This is a genomic window from Clostridium aminobutyricum (genome assembly GCF_017255415.1).
GTDB lineage: Bacteria > Bacillota > Clostridia > Peptostreptococcales > Anaerovoracaceae > Aminipila > Aminipila aminobutyrica.
Genome location: NZ_JAFJZZ010000001.1, coordinates 719,700 through 738,439, shown reverse-complemented (window position 1 = coordinate 738,439; position 18,740 = coordinate 719,700). Strand labels below are relative to the sequence as shown.

Genomic DNA, 18,740 nt, shown 5'->3' with positions numbered 1-18,740 from the left:
TTTAACTTCATTTTAATTTGCTTTTTTTGATTTTATGCCCTTATATTTAGTGCCTCCTGACAATTGACATAAATCATAATAAATTGGGCTGCACATAAAAATGGATGACATTGTTCCGACAACAACACCTATGAAAAGCGGCAGCATAAATTCTCTGATCGTATTTGAGGTCAGAACAAAAAGAGGAATCATAACGACTAAAACGGTTGATGAAGTCATAATCGAACGTACAAGGGTTTCGTTAATACTTACATCCAGTAATTCTTCCAATTTATTCTTCTTCATAATGCCTAAATTTTCTCTGATTCTATCAAATATTACAATGGTATCATTTATAGAATAACCTAAAACGGTCAAAATACCTGCAATGAATGGATTATTTATCGTTACATGGAAAATACCATATAATGAAATAACGATCAAAACGTCGTGTAACACGCCTGCAACAGCGGCAATACCGAATTTCAATTCAAATCTGAGAATAATATAAATCAACATGCCTATGCAAGAAATTAATACCGACTTTAACGCATTCATCCGCAGATCTTTACCGACAGAAGGTCCGAACTGCTCCACAGACAATACATTTTTCTCCGTAATACCGAAGTCTTTATTAAACTCCGCTATAACCTGATTTCTTGCCTCATTATCTAAGGAATCCATCGTTCTGATGATGATCTCCGTATTATTTTTACCAGCATATACTAATTCAGATGCTTTAATACCAACTGCATTTAAAGTGTCATCTACCTTTGATAGTTCTACCTGTTTTCCCATGTCAAACTGCATCATCGTACCGCCGGTAAAGTCAATACCATAATTGTAGCCTCTTATCCCGCCGACAGCCAGTCCGCTAATGATGATTACTATTGAAATGATATAAAATATCTTTCTATGCTTGATAAACGAAAATTTTCTTTTCAGTTTAAACTTAGGGGTATTGTCCTCATTCATTCCATAGTATTTAAGAGCACTGAAATGTTTTGACTCGCAGAATATGTCTAGGAATAACTGTGTAACAACCGTTGCGGTCACAAGACTTGCAATGATACCAAGCATTAGTGTTAATGCAAATCCTTTAACAGGACCTGTTCCTAATTGATATAATACCAATGATGCAATGATTGTCGTAACGTGTGAGTCTATAATTGTATTTAGAGCTCTTTTAAAACCTGAATGTACAGAAACTCTTAAAGATTTCCCATGTTCAATTTCTTCTCTGATTCTTGTGAAAATGATAACATTTGCATCAACGGCCATACCTATCGAAAGAATGATACCGCCAATGCCCGGTAGCGTTAAAACACTGCCCAAAAGAACCATTGTCCAAAGAACCAGTATGATATAAAGCAGTAAGGCAATGTTTGCTGCGACACCCATGATTCCATAAAATGCAAGCATGATGATTATAATTAATGCAACTGCTATGATACCTGCAATGACACTCATTTCAAATGCATTATATCCAATGGTTGCAGTTCTGGTTGACGTATTCACTTCTTCTAATGCAACCGGCAAGGAGCCTCCGCGGATTAAAGCCGATAAATTCGTTGCTTCATCCTGTGAGAATCCGCCCGTTCCACTGGTTATGATCGCTTCTCCATTGGAAATTTTGTCTTTAACAGATGGAGCGGAAATGATTTGGTTGTCCAGTGTAATCGCAATCGCATTCGGAAGAACGCCATCTATTTTTGGCGTCACCGTACCGCTGAGGGCTTTTTCAGTTGCTTTAGCAAAAGCAGCTGTTCCTGCTGAATTAAATTTTAAAGAGATTGCATATCCCCCGTTTTGAGTATCCGATGTAATCCCTGCATCTTTTACCATACTGCCGTCCAATGCCACTGTACCGTCCGCCAGCATGAATTGCAATTGAGCTGTTTTACCTATTGTTTTAATGGCTTCATCAGAATCTTGAGCTCCCGGCAATTCAATTCTGATTCTTTTTTCCCCTTCAATGGTAACAATAGGCTCCGATAATCCCATTTGATTTACTCTTTGTTCGATAACCGCCTGCGTTTGTTCCATTAATTTTTTCAGTTTATCGCCGGTTAAATCAGTCTTAGCCTCCATAACTACATAAACGCCGCCTTCGATATCAAGACCTAACTTGATTTTTTCTTTTAAGGTTGGTATCGGCCCTGCGCCAAATATAGTTACCACCCATCCGAAGACGATGAAAATCAGTAAAACAGCAGCTAAAAATTTTCTCATTTGTACACTCATTTTTTTGTTCACCTCTATTAATAGCTTAAATTATATAATTACCTAAATGGGTACTTGTAATTAAATACTCAAAAAAGCACTTCTCATAATTATATTACTTTTTGAACATTTTCACAAGTAAAAATCCCGTTTGATTCGCTATTTTCTTAAGTTTACCCCAATTATTCCTCCTATTCCTCCCAACAAAACAGGAACCGCATACTTCACATCAAAAGATTGAGGGTTAATTGGCTTTGAATAGGCACAAAGTACGGCAAATAACACTAAAAACGTATATAAAAGTGAGAATGCTAAGGCAACCATTAAACCATGTTTACCTATTAAATTTCCCATATATAGTCCTAGGAAAATCGTAGACAAAGATAAGCCTGCAAGTAAATAAAGAGCCGCTTGTGACTCTGGAACTGCAGTAAATTTTATCAACAAAGTAATGAATACCGTAAATAAAAAGAAGATAAAAAAAGCCAGTAAATAGCCTTTTAAAATTTTAGCAAAATAGTTCATCCTATTTCCTCCTATCACAATATTTTAAATATTGCAATATAAATATATTGATTATTCCGGGAAATAAGAACTAAAAAAATCCCCGCAATTCTGCGGGGAAATACGCTTATTTATTTTTCTTCCGTGTTTTCTGATAGCACATCTTCGATCGGTTCCACAGCTTCTTCCGAATCAGCTTCCTCAGAACCAAGTCTCTTCATTCTCTTTGGCAGAGCTTTTTTCGAGGTGTCTTCATCTTCTGATAGTTCATCAGGTCTGGCTTTCTTAGAAGATACTCTAGATTCATTGCTGCTTACCACTTTAGAAATAGCCCATTTCATCATTTCAAATTTAAGTTTTTCAGCTCCAACTTGAATGACAATCGTTTCGTCTTTCACCTTAACAATTTTACCACAAAGGCCGCCAATTGTGATGACATCATCACCAACCTTTACGTTGTTTCTCATTTCATTAACAGCTTTTTCTTTTTTCTTCTGAGGCCTGATTAATAAAAAATACATGATAAATATTAAAAAAGCTAAAGGCGCTAACTGTATTAATGTACTGTTACTCATTAGTAATTTCCTCCCTATGTAATATCATAAACACGATTTCCATCCCAAAAAAATGGTGCCGGCGATGGGGGTCGAACCCATACGGTGTTGCCACCACGGGATTTTGAGTCCCGCACGTCTGCCAATTCCATCACGCCGGCGCATTAGCTAAATTCTAGCATAGGACGAACAGGATTTCAAGTCCATTTTTTATAAATTTAAAAATTATTTAACAAACCCCACTCAGCATCTTGTTGTATGGACTCCATTTATATCCATTATGTATACTATTTATAGTTTTTCCAATTTGTTCCTGTCCGCTAAAACAGCATAAACAATTCCACCGATTATCAGAATACTCCCAACAATAAAATTAAGATTTAATGCTTCATTTAGACAAATTACTCCTAAAACCGCTGAAGTGAGCGGCTGAAGCGGATAAAACAAGGAACAGGTGGAGGAATCTAACAATTCAAGCCCCTTATTCCAAAAAGTCAAAGCTCCTGCGGTACAAACTGTACCGATATATAAGATACACAATATTATAGGAAGAGAAAAACTGGATAGCGTGAGTCCTGCGCTTATATAAGAATAAAAGGCAAAAGGAATATCACAAATAAATCCAATGCCCATGGCATATATGGTAATTAAAATAGTATCATATTTCTGACATATTTCTCTGATATAGACCGACGCAATCGACCAAGTCACAACCGAGCCAAAAGAAAATAGGATTCCAATGGTTTCATTTCCTTCTCCGATATTTCCGATAATTACAACCGTGCCTATTAAAGCAATTATTACTGAAATAATCTGGTTTTTGGTAGGCTTTTCATTAATCATCAGAGCAGCACAAAGAATAATAAATACCGGATTCACCGAATTTATAATGGAAGCCATAGAAGCGGAACAGTAATTTGTTCCGATAAACTGAAAGGCAATGCCTAAAAAATAACCTACCACACCAATGGCCCCAATTTTTTTATAATCTTCTTTTGCAATCTTCGTTTTCGGCCTATTCCTATAGAAAAGCAGCAGCGTTGAAATACCAATCAAATAACGAAAAAATAAAAGAGTAAAGCTTGGCACAACCTCCAATACATATTTCCCCGCCACATATAGTGTGCCCCAACCTACCGTTGCTAATATAAGATATATATATGCTTTTGTTTTTCCCGTCATTTTATTTTCCTCTATCGAAAGAAAACGGCTGGATATCATCCAACCGTTTATTTTGTGGTGCGCCCGACCAGACTTGAACTGGTACGATTGCTCACACGCCCCTCAAACGTGCGCGTCTGCCGATTCCGCCACGGGCGCATACTCAAATTACCTTTACTAGAATAGCATACTCTCTAAAATAAGTAAAGATAAAATGAGAAAACTATTTTGCTCTCTTTAACGCGTTATACAGGCTCTTCTTCCGTGTCAGTCGAGTCTACTACTTGTGGTGTTTTAGTCACCACATATTTGCAGTACCACTTTTCACAGCCCCTGTACAAATTGTTAAAGGAGTATTCTTTTTCATTGCTTTGTAAGCATTTTGCCGTTAAAGCACCATAGGTTTTATAGATAATACAGTAATACGGCAGATCTTCCTCTAATATTTCCTTAAGGCTTTCCACTGTTTTTATTTGTTCTTCCGCAGAAATACCGGATTTTAATTTATCTAAAAGCGTATCCACCTTTTTGTTGGAATAACCAATCAAATTGGAATAATCGGAATGTAACAAAGGTCTTAGATCATACATTTCATTGATCTTCATTCCACCGATAAAAATATCATAGTTTTCACTGTTTAATTTAGCGTTATACTCATCCATACCGTTGGCATATACAATCCGGTTGAATATTTTTAATTTATCAAGAGAAGATTTTACCGCTTCCGCGGCAATCACCCTGTTTTGATCCTGGCTGTTTACCAAAATATCGATAGAAAGTTCTTTGTCATCTGCACCTTCCAAGTAACCATTTCCGTCTCTATCTGCGAAACCTGCAGAGACTAAAAGCTTGGCAGCAGTTTCAAGGTCAAATTTATAATGATCTCCTGTATTTTTTGTGCCCAAATAGCCCGGGTAATAAATGGTGTCCGAAAGCACGCCGTTTTTATAATAAGCATTTTCGTTAATGGCTTGATTATCTAAAGCATAGGCGATCGCTTGACGGAGTTTTTTATTGGCCATGTTTTCTTTGGCAAAATTAAAACCAATCACTTCCGCTTCATTGGACAGCAAATTCGTTTTGTTCAGTTTCTTGTCTGCAATTAAAGTATCTCGAGACATCTCATTTAAAAATCCGATCGAAATGTTATTGACCTCAATCAGCGGGATTACATCCTCTCTTTCCGGCAATACCGTAAAGCTTAAGTTATTTTTTATCTTTGTTCCATTATAGTTTTCATTGGCTACCAATTTAAGTTCTGAAATATCATTATAACTCTCCACCTTATAAGGCCCAGATCCTACCGGAATAAAGTTACTGGAAGTCGATTTAGCCGCAGAGCCTTTCTTAAAAAGATGCTCCGGCAAAATCGGGAACGTAAAATGATCCATCGCCACATTATTCGTATTCTTAAATTTAATTTTAACTAAATATCTATTACCTTTTTCTACAGATACCGATTTGATATTCGATACATAATCTTTATAAATCGTGTTATTGCTTGCGGCGGCATCCATATAACTTTCGATGGAAAACTTCACATCATCAGCTGTTAGATTGGTTCCGTCACTGAAATAAGAATTATTTTTTATAGTAATCGATACCGATAACTTATCCGCACTATAGACGTAGTCACTTGCTAAATTGTTGACTAAGGAAAGATTTTTATCAAAAGTAAACAAGCTTTCATAAATCAGTTTACTGATTTGAAATGTATCTTCATCTTTTGAAATAACCGGATTGAGACTTCTTGCTTTTTCCATTTGCAGATTAACCGTATTGGACTCGGTATAGGTAACCTTCTCTTCATCATTGCTTTTAAAGAAGTCGGCAGCATTTCGGCATGCCGAAAACGAAAATGCAATCGTCAAACATGCTATTATTGAAACTAATTTTTTTATCATTTTTGCTAAACCTTCATTCTAACTGTAAAAGTAAATTTTCAATTTGTTCATATAGCTTCTCTTTTGTGGTGGAATTATCTAAAACGATATCAGCCTTTTGATTTTTTTCTTCACGGCTCATCTGATTGTCAATTCTTGCCCGTACCATTGCCCGAGTCGTCTGGTCCCGTTCCACCACTCGGTTTATTCGAACCTCATCACTGGCATCTACGACCCACGTTTGTTCTACATATTGCTCCAATCCCACTTCAAACAGTAAAGGAGCATCAACAAATACGGCTTTGCCTTGACTCTTTGCTCTCGCATCATCAAGCCTTTTACGAATAATTCGTATGATCTCATGGTGCATGATTTCATCCAATTGTTTCTTTTTCTCAGGGTCGGAAAAAATGATATCTGCAAGAGCTTTTCGATTTAAACTGTTATCATTCAATAAAATATCTTTTCCAAAAGCAGTTTGAATTCGTTCAAGTGTTTCAGAATGAGGTGCCACCAGCTCTCTGGCGATCTGATCGGCATCCACTATTTCGTAGCCTTTGCTCATTAAATATTTGGAGACGGTGGATTTGCCGCTCCCAATTCCTCCGGTTAAACCAATTACTTTCATTACTGCCCCTTACTTTAATTCATACCAATTCTTTCCTTGATTTACTTCTACCGCGAGTTTGATCTTTAAAGACATAGCACTTTCCATACAAGCGGCTAATAATTCCTTTATTTCTTCTGCTTCATCCTGAGCCGTTTCTATAATCAATTCGTCATGAACCTGTAAAATCAATCGGGATTGCGTTCCTCTTTTGTTTAATTCACGGTAAACTTTTATCATCGCCAATTTTATGATATCTGCTGCACTGCCCTGTATCGGGCTGTTCATGGCTAATCTTTCTCCCAATTGACGCACCATATAATTGCTGGCATTGATTTCATGAATTGTCCTTTTTCTTCCCATTAAAGTCGTCACATACCCATTTTGTTTGCAAAATTCAATTTGGCTATCCATGAATTCTTTGACTTTCGGATTGGTCTTGAAATATTCATTGATATACTTTTCAGCTTCTTTTCGCGTAATATTCAATTCCTCTGACAGTCCGAATCCGCTCATGCCGTAAATAACGCCGAAATTAACCGCTTTAGCGTTGCTTCGCTGTAATAGGGTTACATCATCTTCAGGAATTCCGAATACTCTGGATGCTGTCGCCCTGTGAATATCTTCATGGTTGTTAAACGCATGGATTAAATGCTCTTCGTCCGACATGTGCGCTAAAATTCGAAGCTCAATCTGAGAATAGTCTGCCCCGATTAAAGTGAAATGTTCTTTGGGAACAAACGCTTTTCGCAATTTACGTCCCAGTTCTTGACGAATCGGGATGTTCTGCAGATTCGGCTCCGTACAGCTGAGCCTTCCGGTAGCCGCTACCGTCTGCTGGAAATGTGCATGAATACGCCCATCTTCGTGTACCAACGGCAATAACCCGTCAATATAGGTACTTTTTAATTTGGATAACATCCTATATTCCAAAATGAAAGGAATGATTTCATGTTCATCCTTGATTCTCTCTAAAATTTCGGCATTGGTTGAATACCCCGTCTTGGTTTTTTTGCCAGCCGGCAGTCCCATCTTTTCAAATAAAATAACGCCTAATTGAGAAGGAGAATTGATGTTGAATGTCTCTTCCCCTGCCAATTCATGAATTTTAGCCGTCAGTTCGTGGATTTGAAGGGCTATCGATTCTCCTGCTGTAATCAGCTCATGCTTATCCAGTTTAAACCCATAGACCTCCATAGACGCCATCGGTTCGATTAAAGGCAGTTCAATGGTATAATAAACTTCTTCCAAGTCCTCATGTTTCAGCCTATTCTGTTGAATAAACCGAATATCTTCAATAGCTTGTGCCCATTTTTCCGTATACGCCAAATAGCTTTCACTTGTATCAGCCAGTAAGCTCATCTGTCCGTTTGCCGATATGAATTCATCTTCATTTTCCATCTCGATATGAAGGGTTTCATATACAATGGTTTTTAAATCGTAGTTACTTTTGGATGGTTCCAAAACATATCCAGCAATGGCACAATCAAAAACCGTATTAAATACATACCCTTCCTTTGATGCCGTTACATGAAAACCGTCATGCAGACAATTGGACAGCAGCGCATAATAATCATAAATCAAATAATACCCGATGATCTTTAATTGTTTCTCCACGATAGTCCGGAGTAAAGTCGGAATAATCGCTTCATCCTGATTGCAGGTTACATAAATGACGAATTCTGTAGACGTAATTCCAATACCGTAAACCAATGGTATATTTCGATGATTCTTGTCCGAATAGACCTTTAGGAGTATTTCTTCTTGTTCTTTCAGTTTTGAGAGAACGTCAGCAAGCTCAGCTTCCGAACAGACAATCAAACTTTTCCGTTGATTTCTTGGGGATCCAGCAGCTTCGTCCTCGCCAGTCGCCTCTCCTTGATTTATTTTTTTCGCTTCATTTAAGTTTGTATTTTTCAGTTTCTTTAAAAAACTGTTGAATTCAAGTTTTGTATAGATTTCAATTAATTTTTCATAGTCTGGTTCTTCCGATAAATACTGGCTAAAATCCATATCAATCGGCACATTGGTATGGATGGTGGCAAGCATTTTGCTCATCGTAGCGAGCTGTGCGTTTTCTTCCACCTTCACTCTCAATTTTTCATTGCTGATTTGTTCCGTATTGGCAATTAAATTTTCAATCGAACCAAATTCCAAAATCAATTTCTGTGCTGTTTTTTCACCAACTCCGGGGAGTCCCGGAATATTATCGGATTGATCCCCCATCAAGCCTTTATAATCAATGAACTGTAACGGAGTAAAACCGTATTTTTCATGAAATGAATTCTCATCAAACAATTCGAATTCTGAAATCCCCTTCTTGGTGATCAGAACTTTCGTCTTATCCGTAGCCAGTTGCAGTGCATCCTTATCGCCGGTAATGATGAGAGGCTCCAAATCAGATCTTTCTGCTTCCTTTGCGATGGTGCCGATCAGATCATCCGCTTCAAAACCTTCCAATTCAACCATCTTGATGTTTAATGCATCTAAAGCATCTTTTAAAATCGGCATTTGCATCGCCAATTCGGTTGGCATCTGTTTTCGCCCTGCCTTATAGGCGTCAAATTCCAAATGTCTAAAAGTAGGTGCTTTTTTATCAAAAGCGACTACAATATAGCCTGGTTCATAATCATTTTTAATTTTAGCCAGCATATTAAGAAAACCGTACACCCCTTGAGTGTACAGTCCTTCTTTTGTAATCATTGGTCGCTGCATGGCATAATAAGCTCGATTAATTAAACTGTTTCCGTCGATAATGACAATTCTTTTTTCCATAGTTCTCCGTCCTTGCCGCAATAAGTTACGTCTTCTTTGACTTCATTTCCATTCTCGTCTGTGGTAGTAATGGAAATCTCTATATTCCACAGTCCTTCCGGCTCTTGGTAGCATGATACTAGTTTATAATCACAATCGCCCAGAACTTTATTCATTTGTTTGATATAATAAATGACAGCATTGGAATCTCTTCCGGAGGATAGGAAAATATTTGCATTGAGAAGTCTCTTATAAATTTGAGCATCCTCTTGACTTAACGTTTCCAAAAATCGACTTGGATTAAAGTTTTCCGCTAAAGCATAGTTTTTCCTTGTTTGCGAATCATCCGGCACAACCTCTGCCGCACTGCCGGTACTCTGAGAAGCTGCATTTTCAGTTAACGCCGCAGATTTCAATGTCATTTGCGAATCATCCACAAAGGGTTGATCAGAAGCTGCATTTTCTGAGGATTCCTGCTTCGAATTTATACCTGAGTCTTCTGCTGAAGATCGAACCATACTATTTTTTAAAGCTGCATTTATATCATATTTTACATCCGTATCCGCATCTTCAGACATTACTTCTGCCTTCTTTAAAGCTTTCACATCTTCCGAAGTGGATTTTGAAGCTTGATCCGACAGGTTCACTGCATGATAGGAATCCCCCAGGTTCTCTAAATTGAACCCATCAACATTATTATACAGGAATACGGAGAATAAACCAACCACAAAAACTGCAGCAATAGAAGTGAATCGTCTCCATCCGCTCCATTTTGTTTTTTTATGCGACGCAGGTCTACCCTTCCTAATCTCTTCGGCTTCTTTCTTAAGTTCCATACGAAGTTTTAAATCAAATCCCTCAGGAAGCGGAACGTCTTCTATCGTTGATAACAAAGAAAGCATCTGAATCATTTCTTCATGTTCCCGTTTGCAGTCATCACAAACATTCAAATGATCGTCTATTTGATCCATCTGATGAGATTCAAGCATATGATCCATGTATAAAGGCAATCGCTTTTTTACTTCAGTACAATTCATATGACACTTCCTTCCTTTCTTTTTTAATCAATCTACTTATTTGACGAAAAATATATCTCAAAAGTTCCTTCATTTAGCTTCTATTTGCTAAATATACTTCTTTTAATTTGTTTCTTGCTCTCGATATGCGCGATTTGACAGTTCCTATGTTGCATTCCAGAATCTCAGCTATTTCTTCATAGGAAAAGCCTTTTACATCTCTTAAAATAATAATTTCTTTATGTTCCGAATTTATTTTTTCTAAGCAGCCTATAATATATGCACTTTCTTCTTTATGAAGCAGCACATCTTCCGGCTTGGGTGATTGATCTTCTATTTCGAGCGGAGGTTCTTCCTCTTCTTCGGAACTGAATAGGGGAACAGTCCTATATTTATCTTTACTTTTTCTCAAAAAATCATGACAGGTATTTACCACAATTCGATAGGCCCATGTATCAAATTTACTATCCCCGTTAAATTTAGGCAAATGCCGAAACATTTTGATGAAACTTTCCTGTATGACGTCCAACGCATCACTTTCATTGTTCATATACCGAAACGCTATATTGTATGCTTTTCCTTTACACGACAAAATGAGGGTCTCAAAACTACCCTCGTCTCCATTTTTTGCCTGTTCTATTAAACGCTTTTCTTCATCTAAATTCATCATACAGTGCTCTTTTCAAATGCGACAATTTATGATAAGCTATTATACAAAATTTAGATCAAATAAACAAGGAGAATAACATAAATGTACGACTATCATACCCACTCTTTTTTTTCTGATGATTGCACAACCCCTATCCAAGACATGATAGAAGCTGCTATTCGCAAGGGTGTCAAGGAATTGGCGATAACCGATCATTTTGACCCGGACTATCCCGATCCTCATTTTCCTTTTTTGATAGATTTTGATAAATATTATGAAACATTGTTAGATGTCGAAAAAAAATATGTAAATCAAATAAAAATCATAAAAGGTATCGAGATTGGCATTCAGCATGGACAGACCTTAGCGCAGTGCAGAAAAGCAGCCAATGATTTCACCTATGATTTTATTATAGGTTCCTTTCATTGTGTTGATAATTTGGACTTATATACGGGCTATTTTGACGGGATCCGAACGACTCATGAGGGCTTTGAAAGATGTTATCAATATGTGTACGACTGCCTAAAGGAATATAAGGATTTTGATGTATTGGGGCACATCAATGTGATCGATCGTTATGCACCGAATCAAGAAATACCAAATTATGCGCCTTATATGGATCAAATAGAGGCTATTTTGAAGTTATTAATTGAAAACGGCAAAGGGATTGAGTTCAACGCTTCCTGCTTCCGATACTTGAAAGACGGAAGAACAACGCCATCGAGAGAAATTCTCACCTTATACAAAGATTTAGGCGGAGAAATCCTCACCTATGGCTCCGATGCCCATAACACCGCAAATATCGCCGATCATTTTGATGAAGTCATGGAGATGCTTAAAAATATTGGATTTAAATACTTAACAACCTTTGAAAATCGAAAGCCGGACTTCGTAAAACTGTAAAAACTTATAGAAGAAATTTACAGCGAAAATATTTTAATAATTTATTTGTACAAGCAACACAGACGGATATTTTGAACACTGTGTTGCCTGTTACATATAAATACATTTAAACTACTGTTGCTAAAAAATTTCATTTAAAGAAAGTCTTTGGCTGCTTTGATGCCATAAGCGGATTCGGCGTTTAAAACCGCACGATTAATGGCTTTTGCCATGACCTCTGCGGCCAAGGCACCTAACGCTTCCTGTGAAACTTCCGCTTCTCCGGTTGCCATCACAAAGATGGTGTCTCCGTCTGCCGAAGTATGAACCGGACGGATCGCTCTTGCATACCCATTGTGTGCGATGCTTGCCAGCTTATTCGCCTGCGGCTTTGTCACTTTCGCATTGGTTATAATACATCCGATTGTCGTATTTCCGCTGAAAACGTTTCGCGTATCTGCGATTTCCTCATACATAAGTTCTTCTGTATTACTGATAGCAGTCTTGTCTTCATTGAGGATGCCTGCGAGTCTTTTTCCCGTCTCGATATCTATTACATCACCAAGCGCATTCACGGCAACAACTGCCGCACATTGTACTTCTCCGATTTGAACGGCATAGATACCCAGTCCGCTTTTCATGAGCCGCTCTCTTCCTAAATATTTCCCCACCGTAGCACCCGTTCCGGCTCCGACATTTCCCTCTGCCGTTATACCTTCTTCAGCGTTTCTACAGGCTTCATATCCCATGGCTTTGTCAGGTCTGCAGCCTGCATCCCCTACCACCAAGTCAAATAAGGAAGCTCCGCAAACGATAGGGACCACCCCTACGCCTACATCAAAACCACAATTTCGTTCTTCTAAATATTGCATCGCTCCGGAACAAGCATCCAGACCATACGCGCTCCCTCCGCTTAGCATCACGCAGTGAATCTGCTGAACCAGATTCTCGGATTTCAACAAGTCGGTTTCTCTGGTAGCCGGCCCGCCGCCTCGAACATCTACACCGGCCCATGCGCCGTTTTCGCAGATAATAGCTGTACAGCCTGTTCCGCCTGTTCGGTTTTGAGCATGGCCTACTCGAATGCCTCTTATGTCCTTCACGCTTATTTCTTTCATTTTATCCTCCCAAAGGCTATTAGCCCAACATAATTTTGGCAGCAACAATCAAAGCCAAAATAACGCCGACAATCGCTTCTCCGCCAAGCAATCCTGCTGCGATAATCGAGCCTGTGCCTTTTTTCTCAAATTCAGGTGCAAACTTGTCGATTACCCATCGAAGCATTCCGCCGATGAATGCAGTTGCCGACAAATAAAACGGAAGGTATACCCCTAATCCCAGCGTCATTACCGGAAAGTTTACACAATAAAGAATGACTGCAACGATTAACCCAATGAGGAACGCCGGCATATTTGAAATGCCTCCCACCATTGCTGCTACTGCACTTGCCTGAGCCGCCGGGAATACTTCCGTTCCAAATACATTTGCACCGTATGCATTGACGATGACTAATAATACACCCACCGACACCAAGGCACCGATGACCGAACCTACTGCCTCGGCAATCCATTGTGCTTTCGGGTCTGTCTTTAATAGGTATCCTGCCTTGAAGTCATTCATGACATCCCCCACAAGACCGCATGCCACAGCTACTACTGCCGCCACGAAAAAAGCTTCGGTTTGACCTACGCTGGATACCGCTTTTGCAGCGATCAGTACGATGATACCGAAGATTTCCATCGGATTAATACCGGATTGGCCTACACATTGAGAAGACATAGAAGTTGCAAGCCATACTCCTACAATGGTCACAATAGAAGCTACAATACCCATTCCGGTGATAACCGTCAATAAAAATGCAATCACAACCATGACGATGGGTGCCCAACGAAGACGGATAATGCTGTCTCCTATGTTGTCCTTCGAAAACATCGGTGCAAAGATTTCTTTTGCCTTTGGCAGAATGCCTTTCACAATAATACCGACGCCGGTTCCAACCATTAACCCGATTCCTAAAGAAGCCTTAACCGAAGCTGCCGCCGCAGCATCCCATAAGCCAAAGGACTGTCCTCCTATTAAGATGCCAAAGTCGCCGATAATTGCCCCTAAAAACCATACGCCGATAAAAACAGGGCCTATGATATACCCCACGGAAATCAGCATCGGCGAAAGCCATATCCCGCCATACGAACCAAATGAAATCATCTTGGCATTCATAAAGGTGGCCGGAATTTTCATAAATTGATCTCTTAGCAGCGTAAAAATAGCACTGAGAGCCATCGACGCAAATAACAGGATTGCTTTTTTACCGCCCGCATCCCCTACAATCAATGCTTCCGCAGCAGCTTGTCCCATCGGATAAGGTAGCTCTTTGGTTACCACAAAGTATTTTCGGATCATTGCCGTAAAAATCAATCCCAAAATAACGCCTGAAACGGTTACCACAATCAAAGAAAGTGTTTTCACTTCCGCATGCGGATTGAGCATCCAAATTCCCGGAAGTGTAAAAGCCAATCCGCCTGCTACCATGGAACCGGCAGACATGGCAGTATGGGTTACATTAATTTCATTGATGTTTGTCTTACCGCAGGCCTTGAGTGCAAACATGGATACCAGCGCCACAAACATGATCGGCCACGGCAGCGAACTGAGTTTCAGTGCCACAAACATGGAGCTCATCGTCAGTATAACCGTACCAATACTACCGATCAGCAATCCTCGGATTGTGAGTTGTTCTCTAAAAGACCTTGCATAATTTACTTTTGTAGTTTCTTTCAACATATTCTACTCCTTCTCAACTACGAAAATGCCCACCTAAATCGCCACAAAAAATGAATAGAAGTAACGAACGATTTTTTCTGCCCACTAAAAAAGCAGCTTGATGCCCAATCAGCTGCCTATATTCATTGAACTGAAAAATTCAAAAAAATCATTGATTTTCTAAATTAATACACGTCAGTCCCATTCCTTCGGATATAGGCTTCAAAAAAATAGATAAAAATTTCCTCCGGGGGAGTCTTCGTTCCCCTTCGGTCGCACAGTACAGTTATACGCGATATACTGTCTGCAACAAAGAATATATCACAATAAAAAAAGCAATTCAATATTTTCCATAAAGAATTGCCCATTGCACCAATAAAAATGATCTATACCATTATCAATTTAAGCTTTTTTGTAAATAAACCAGTATGCCAGACCCACAAAAATGCTTCCTCCGACGATATTCCCAAGCGTTACCGGCAACAGATTGTTTATAAAGAATCCGCTCCAAGTCAATGCATTCAGTGCCTCCGAAGTAACATGGGACAATTCCACAAAATCAGGATTGGCCTTCGCTAGAATCCCCGCCGGAATGTAATACATGTTGGCAACGCAGTGCTCAAAACCCGAAGTGATAAAGAGCCATATCGGGAAGAATATAGCCAGTATCTTTCCGGCCATGGTCTCCGCCCCAAAAGATAGCCAAACAGCCAAACAAACGAGCCAATTGCACATAATTCCTAAATAAAATGCCTGTAAAAAAGAAAGGTTCACTTTATAAACGGCAATTTTCAGCGTAACGGCCCCAAGTACATCGGCTCCGCTCGCAAATAGTCCGGAATGATACATCATATAAGCAATCAAAAGGGATCCGATTAGATTCCCGATATATACAATGAGCCAATTTCGAAGCATCTTGCTTACAGTCACCTTTTTTTCAACTACTGCAGCTAAAATCAAGGTATTTCCCGTAAATAGTTCTCCTCCGCAAAGAATGACTAACATTAACCCCGTTCCAAAAATAGAACCGGCCAACACTTTCCCTAACCCGTAAGTCGTAGGATCGTAGAACAAGTTAAAAGCCGCCATATTCGAACCTTCTGCCGCAAACGCGATAAATGCTCCTGCCAGAATGCCAAGAACCAATAGCTTTAAAAAGCTGCCACCAGATTTCGCAACAGAAGTTTCAATCGTATAATCCAGGATTTCTGCGGGTTTTAAGGGTTTCATCATTTCGCCTCCATCGATAATAAATCATATCTTTAACAAAATAAAATCCAATTTTTCTTCATCCGATTATAACAACATTTACAATGTTTTTTCTTCTTTACCATAGTATGGAAAGAGACTCGAGGTTAATTATAGTGTAAGTGCCGGCAATTTGCAAGATCATATACCAAAAGTAAACATTTGAAATTTCCTCTATTGTAAAATTTTTTTACATTTTTTAATGAATACGGTACATATTATAGTTGAGGTGATTTATATGATAACATTAACACAAAAAGAAACGTCGTTATTGCAGGACAGTAAGAAACAGGAAGAAATTTGCATAGAAAAATATGAAAGATATTCATCCGAAGCATCTGATCCGCAGTTACAAGATCTTTTCCGCCAGTTAGGCAGCAAAGAAAGAGAACATTTAAACTCTATTAACCAAATCTTAAGCGGAACGGTTCCAAACGTCAACGCAGGCGGACAAGGTAATCAGCAGCAAATGCAGCAGCAAATGCAACAAAAGATGCAGGCAATGCCACAATTACAGGCTCAGTCTGCTGTTTCTGGAAATCAATCGAAATCTGACGCATATCTTTGTACGGATGCGCTTTCTACCGAAAAACATGTTTCTGCTGTTTATGATACAGCCATTTTTGAATTTAAAGATGCAAGTATCAGACAGGTTCTGAATCATATTCAGAAAGAAGAACAGGAGCACGGCGAAAAAATTTATAACTACATGGCTCAGCATGGGATGTACAACTAAATAATTTCAACTTTCATACGAAAAGACTATCGACTTGGTTCAAGTGATAGTCTTTTGTCATGTCCAACATATCACTTGTACTATAAAATGATCAAAAAAATAAAAATCCCAACATGCCGTCAGGTTATAATTCACACCCTATCATTGATAGGGGGGTACTCTGTTTCCGCTTCTGTCTTCCACTGCAACGGAGGCTTGACATAGGCTGTCAAAAACTCGAATTCCCAATGTCACTTTGTAGGTTGAATTATAATACCTTAACAAACACTTCAGGATTTTTTACAACTTTATTATATGTATATTATACTATTTGATTCGAATTTTGCAAGCATTTAACGCTAGTATATTTTCCCTAAACTGGTGTCTATTTATTGGGAGAGATATTTCCATAGATTTTTCCCTTTTTTCACTAAATCTTCCAAGTTGATGCTCTCTTCACTTTTGGAGGAAATAGATGAGCTGTTTATATTACTGATTGACTTTAAATAATGCCCATAAGCATTTTTGGCTGAATGCACTTTTTGATTGAGGTTTAATTTATTATTTACCCTATTCGAATGATGCTTATATTTCCTAAATTCCTTTTGAGTATTACCTGAACTAAAAATCCCAGTAAGAATATTGAACAATCTTTCCCTCACAGAAACGGAATCATAAAATTCGCATGCATAGTGCGCATATTCCCGCTTAACCGGTCTATCACAATGAATACAAAATACGACGCCGTCTCGTACCTCTTTCCCACAATGTATACAACGCATAATGATTCCCCCACTCAACATATGACTACCTTTTATATTTATATTCTATCTTTTGTTTTAGACGTTGTCTATGTAAAATAATAAAATAATTAGGAAGGAAATCGTAAAAAGACTCCTATGATAACAGAATGAATCCAGGAGTCTTTGAATAATTTTTAACTAGCTTACAGACCTTTCCACAGTCTCAACACTATTCTGTATTCTGATTGCTCCCGTCGGACATTTAAAAAGGCAAGTTGTTTCACTGCATTTTGTACTGCAGATAGTGCTGTCGACTATCGCAAGATTATTTTCTATCTTTATTGCATCGTGCTGACAATTTTTAGCACAGATTCCGCATCCAATACAGGCAACTCGACACAATTTACGTGCCAAAGCCCCTTTATCCTTTGAGTTGCAGCTCACTGTTACAGGACTTCCAATAGGAACTAATTCAATCACTTTTTTCGGGCAGACGCTTTCACATTTTCCGCAGCCCGTACATTTGCTTGAATTAATAATAGGCAAGCCTTCTTCGCTCATAGTCATAGCATCGAAAGGACAATGTTTAACACAGGTTCCAAACCCGATACAGCCATATTGACATCCTTTCGGACCTCCTTGAAGTAAGGTTGCTGCCGCACAATCTTGTATGCCACTATACTGATACGCTTTAACTGCATTGCTTGCTGTACCGTTACACTTCACATAGGCTACTTTTGGTTCCATTTCAGCGGTTACTTTGCCGGTTAGTTCGCCTACCAGCTTCGCAACAGTTGCTTTCCCCGGAATACAAAGGTTTGGTGATATATCCGGATCCATCACCACAGCTTCTGCATAGGCCATACAACCGGCATAGCCGCAGGCTCCGCACTGACCTTTTGGTAATATATCTTCAACAAGATGAATTAAGGGATTGACTTCAATGGCAAACTTTTTATTGGCAGCTGCCAATATGAAACCAAATACCAATCCAACTAATGTCATTACAACTAACACTGAAATTGCAATGCTTATAATACTCATATCCATTTTTTCAGCCCC

The 18,740-nt window shown here is 38.7% G+C and carries 15 protein-coding genes, 2 tRNA genes and 1 other RNA gene; 2 read left to right on the top strand and 16 right to left on the bottom strand.

What is annotated here, in order from left to right; translation table 11 throughout:
- Positions 1-12: 12 nt before the first annotated feature.
- The 11 genes from secD to JYB65_RS03550 form a co-directional block, all read right to left on the bottom strand.
- A complete protein-coding gene (gene secD, locus JYB65_RS03600; RefSeq protein WP_206581241.1) occupies positions 13-2,223 on the bottom strand; it encodes a protein translocase subunit SecD in 2,211 nt (736 codons plus the stop codon).
- Between the two features lie 138 nt (positions 2,224-2,361).
- A complete protein-coding gene (locus tag JYB65_RS03595; RefSeq protein WP_206581240.1) occupies positions 2,362-2,727 on the bottom strand; it encodes a TIGR04086 family membrane protein in 366 nt (121 codons plus the stop codon).
- A 110-nt stretch (positions 2,728-2,837) separates the two neighbouring features.
- Positions 2,838-3,281, bottom strand: a complete 444-nt coding sequence (yajC, locus tag JYB65_RS03590; protein ID WP_206581239.1) for a preprotein translocase subunit YajC — start codon at positions 3,279-3,281, stop codon at positions 2,838-2,840.
- A gap of 53 nt (positions 3,282-3,334) precedes the next feature.
- Positions 3,335-3,421 (bottom strand) — tRNA-Leu (locus tag JYB65_RS03585).
- Between the two features lie 130 nt (positions 3,422-3,551).
- Entirely contained in the window at positions 3,552-4,442 is an 891-nt protein-coding gene (locus JYB65_RS03580; RefSeq protein WP_206581238.1) for a DMT family transporter, read from the bottom strand.
- A gap of 55 nt (positions 4,443-4,497) precedes the next feature.
- A tRNA-Leu gene (locus JYB65_RS03575) sits at positions 4,498-4,580 on the bottom strand.
- An 86-nt stretch (positions 4,581-4,666) separates the two neighbouring features.
- Positions 4,667-6,325, bottom strand: coding sequence for an ABC transporter substrate-binding protein (locus JYB65_RS03570; RefSeq protein ID WP_206581237.1), 1,659 nt, complete (start codon positions 6,323-6,325; stop codon positions 4,667-4,669).
- Positions 6,326-6,338: 13 nt separating this feature from the next.
- Positions 6,339-6,932, bottom strand: coding sequence for a dephospho-CoA kinase (coaE, locus tag JYB65_RS03565; RefSeq protein ID WP_206581236.1), 594 nt, complete (start codon positions 6,930-6,932; stop codon positions 6,339-6,341).
- A gap of 9 nt (positions 6,933-6,941) precedes the next feature.
- A complete protein-coding gene (gene polA / locus JYB65_RS03560) occupies positions 6,942-9,686 on the bottom strand; it encodes a DNA polymerase I (protein WP_206581235.1) in 2,745 nt (914 codons plus the stop codon).
- The gene (locus JYB65_RS03555) at positions 9,647-10,702 is read right to left on the bottom strand and encodes an anti-sigma factor family protein (RefSeq protein WP_206581234.1); all 1,056 of its coding nucleotides are present in this window, start codon (positions 10,700-10,702) and stop codon (positions 9,647-9,649) included. Before JYB65_RS03555 ends, polA begins: the two co-directional genes overlap by 40 nt.
- A gap of 73 nt (positions 10,703-10,775) precedes the next feature.
- Entirely contained in the window at positions 10,776-11,351 is a 576-nt protein-coding gene (locus tag JYB65_RS03550) for an RNA polymerase sigma factor (protein WP_206581233.1), read from the bottom strand.
- An 81-nt stretch (positions 11,352-11,432) separates the two neighbouring features.
- Here JYB65_RS03550 and JYB65_RS03545 point away from each other — a divergent pair, with 81 nt between their 5' ends.
- Positions 11,433-12,233 carry a histidinol-phosphatase HisJ family protein gene (locus JYB65_RS03545; protein ID WP_206581232.1) on the top strand — a complete coding sequence of 267 codons (801 nt, stop codon included), beginning with the start codon at positions 11,433-11,435 and terminating at the stop codon, positions 12,231-12,233.
- A 134-nt stretch (positions 12,234-12,367) separates the two neighbouring features.
- Here JYB65_RS03545 and JYB65_RS03540 read toward each other — a convergent pair whose 3' ends face one another.
- The 3 genes from JYB65_RS03540 to JYB65_RS03530 all read right to left on the bottom strand — a co-directional run bounded on the left by JYB65_RS03540 (position 12,368) and on the right by JYB65_RS03530 (position 16,205).
- Entirely contained in the window at positions 12,368-13,330 is a 963-nt protein-coding gene (locus tag JYB65_RS03540; RefSeq protein WP_206581231.1) for a P1 family peptidase, read from the bottom strand.
- Between the two features lie 19 nt (positions 13,331-13,349).
- Positions 13,350-14,993, bottom strand: coding sequence for an OPT/YSL family transporter (locus tag JYB65_RS03535; protein ID WP_206581230.1), 1,644 nt, complete (start codon positions 14,991-14,993; stop codon positions 13,350-13,352).
- 381 nt (positions 14,994-15,374) lie between these two features.
- Positions 15,375-16,205, bottom strand: a complete 831-nt coding sequence (locus JYB65_RS03530) for a formate/nitrite transporter family protein (protein ID WP_206581229.1) — start codon at positions 16,203-16,205, stop codon at positions 15,375-15,377.
- A 253-nt stretch (positions 16,206-16,458) separates the two neighbouring features.
- Between JYB65_RS03530 and JYB65_RS03525 the strand changes: the two genes are divergently transcribed.
- Positions 16,459-16,956, top strand: coding sequence for a spore coat protein (locus JYB65_RS03525; RefSeq protein WP_206581228.1), 498 nt, complete (start codon positions 16,459-16,461; stop codon positions 16,954-16,956).
- 101 nt (positions 16,957-17,057) lie between these two features.
- Here the strand turns inward: JYB65_RS03525 and ssrS are convergent.
- Both ssrS and rnfB read right to left on the bottom strand, forming a co-directional pair.
- A non-coding RNA gene (ssrS, locus tag JYB65_RS03520) (6S RNA) lies at positions 17,058-17,235 on the bottom strand.
- Between the two features lie 641 nt (positions 17,236-17,876).
- On the bottom strand, positions 17,877-18,713 hold the full coding sequence (rnfB, locus tag JYB65_RS03510; protein ID WP_206581765.1) for an RnfABCDGE type electron transport complex subunit B: 837 nt from the start codon (positions 18,711-18,713) through the stop codon (positions 17,877-17,879).
- Positions 18,714-18,740: the final 27 nt, after the last annotated feature.

Coding starts and splice junctions, on each gene's coding strand:
- secD (WP_206581241.1), bottom strand. CDS start 2,223: ATGAGTGTACAAATGAGAAAATTTTTAGCTGCTGTTTTACTGATTTTC.
- JYB65_RS03595 (WP_206581240.1), bottom strand. CDS start 2,727: ATGAACTATTTTGCTAAAATTTTAAAAGGCTATTTACTGGCTTTTTTT.
- yajC (WP_206581239.1), bottom strand. CDS start 3,281: ATGAGTAACAGTACATTAATACAGTTAGCGCCTTTAGCTTTTTTAATA.
- JYB65_RS03580 (WP_206581238.1), bottom strand. CDS start 4,442: ATGACGGGAAAAACAAAAGCATATATATATCTTATATTAGCAACGGTA.
- JYB65_RS03570 (WP_206581237.1), bottom strand. CDS start 6,325: ATGATAAAAAAATTAGTTTCAATAATAGCATGTTTGACGATTGCATTT.
- coaE (WP_206581236.1), bottom strand. CDS start 6,932: ATGAAAGTAATTGGTTTAACCGGAGGAATTGGGAGCGGCAAATCCACC.
- polA (WP_206581235.1), bottom strand. CDS start 9,686: ATGGAAAAAAGAATTGTCATTATCGACGGAAACAGTTTAATTAATCGA.
- JYB65_RS03555 (WP_206581234.1), bottom strand. CDS start 10,702: ATGAATTGTACTGAAGTAAAAAAGCGATTGCCTTTATACATGGATCAT.
- JYB65_RS03550 (WP_206581233.1), bottom strand. CDS start 11,351: ATGATGAATTTAGATGAAGAAAAGCGTTTAATAGAACAGGCAAAAAAT.
- JYB65_RS03545 (WP_206581232.1), top strand. CDS start 11,433: ATGTACGACTATCATACCCACTCTTTTTTTTCTGATGATTGCACAACC.
- JYB65_RS03540 (WP_206581231.1), bottom strand. CDS start 13,330: ATGAAAGAAATAAGCGTGAAGGACATAAGAGGCATTCGAGTAGGCCAT.
- JYB65_RS03535 (WP_206581230.1), bottom strand. CDS start 14,993: ATGTTGAAAGAAACTACAAAAGTAAATTATGCAAGGTCTTTTAGAGAA.
- JYB65_RS03530 (WP_206581229.1), bottom strand. CDS start 16,205: ATGATGAAACCCTTAAAACCCGCAGAAATCCTGGATTATACGATTGAA.
- JYB65_RS03525 (WP_206581228.1), top strand. CDS start 16,459: ATGATAACATTAACACAAAAAGAAACGTCGTTATTGCAGGACAGTAAG.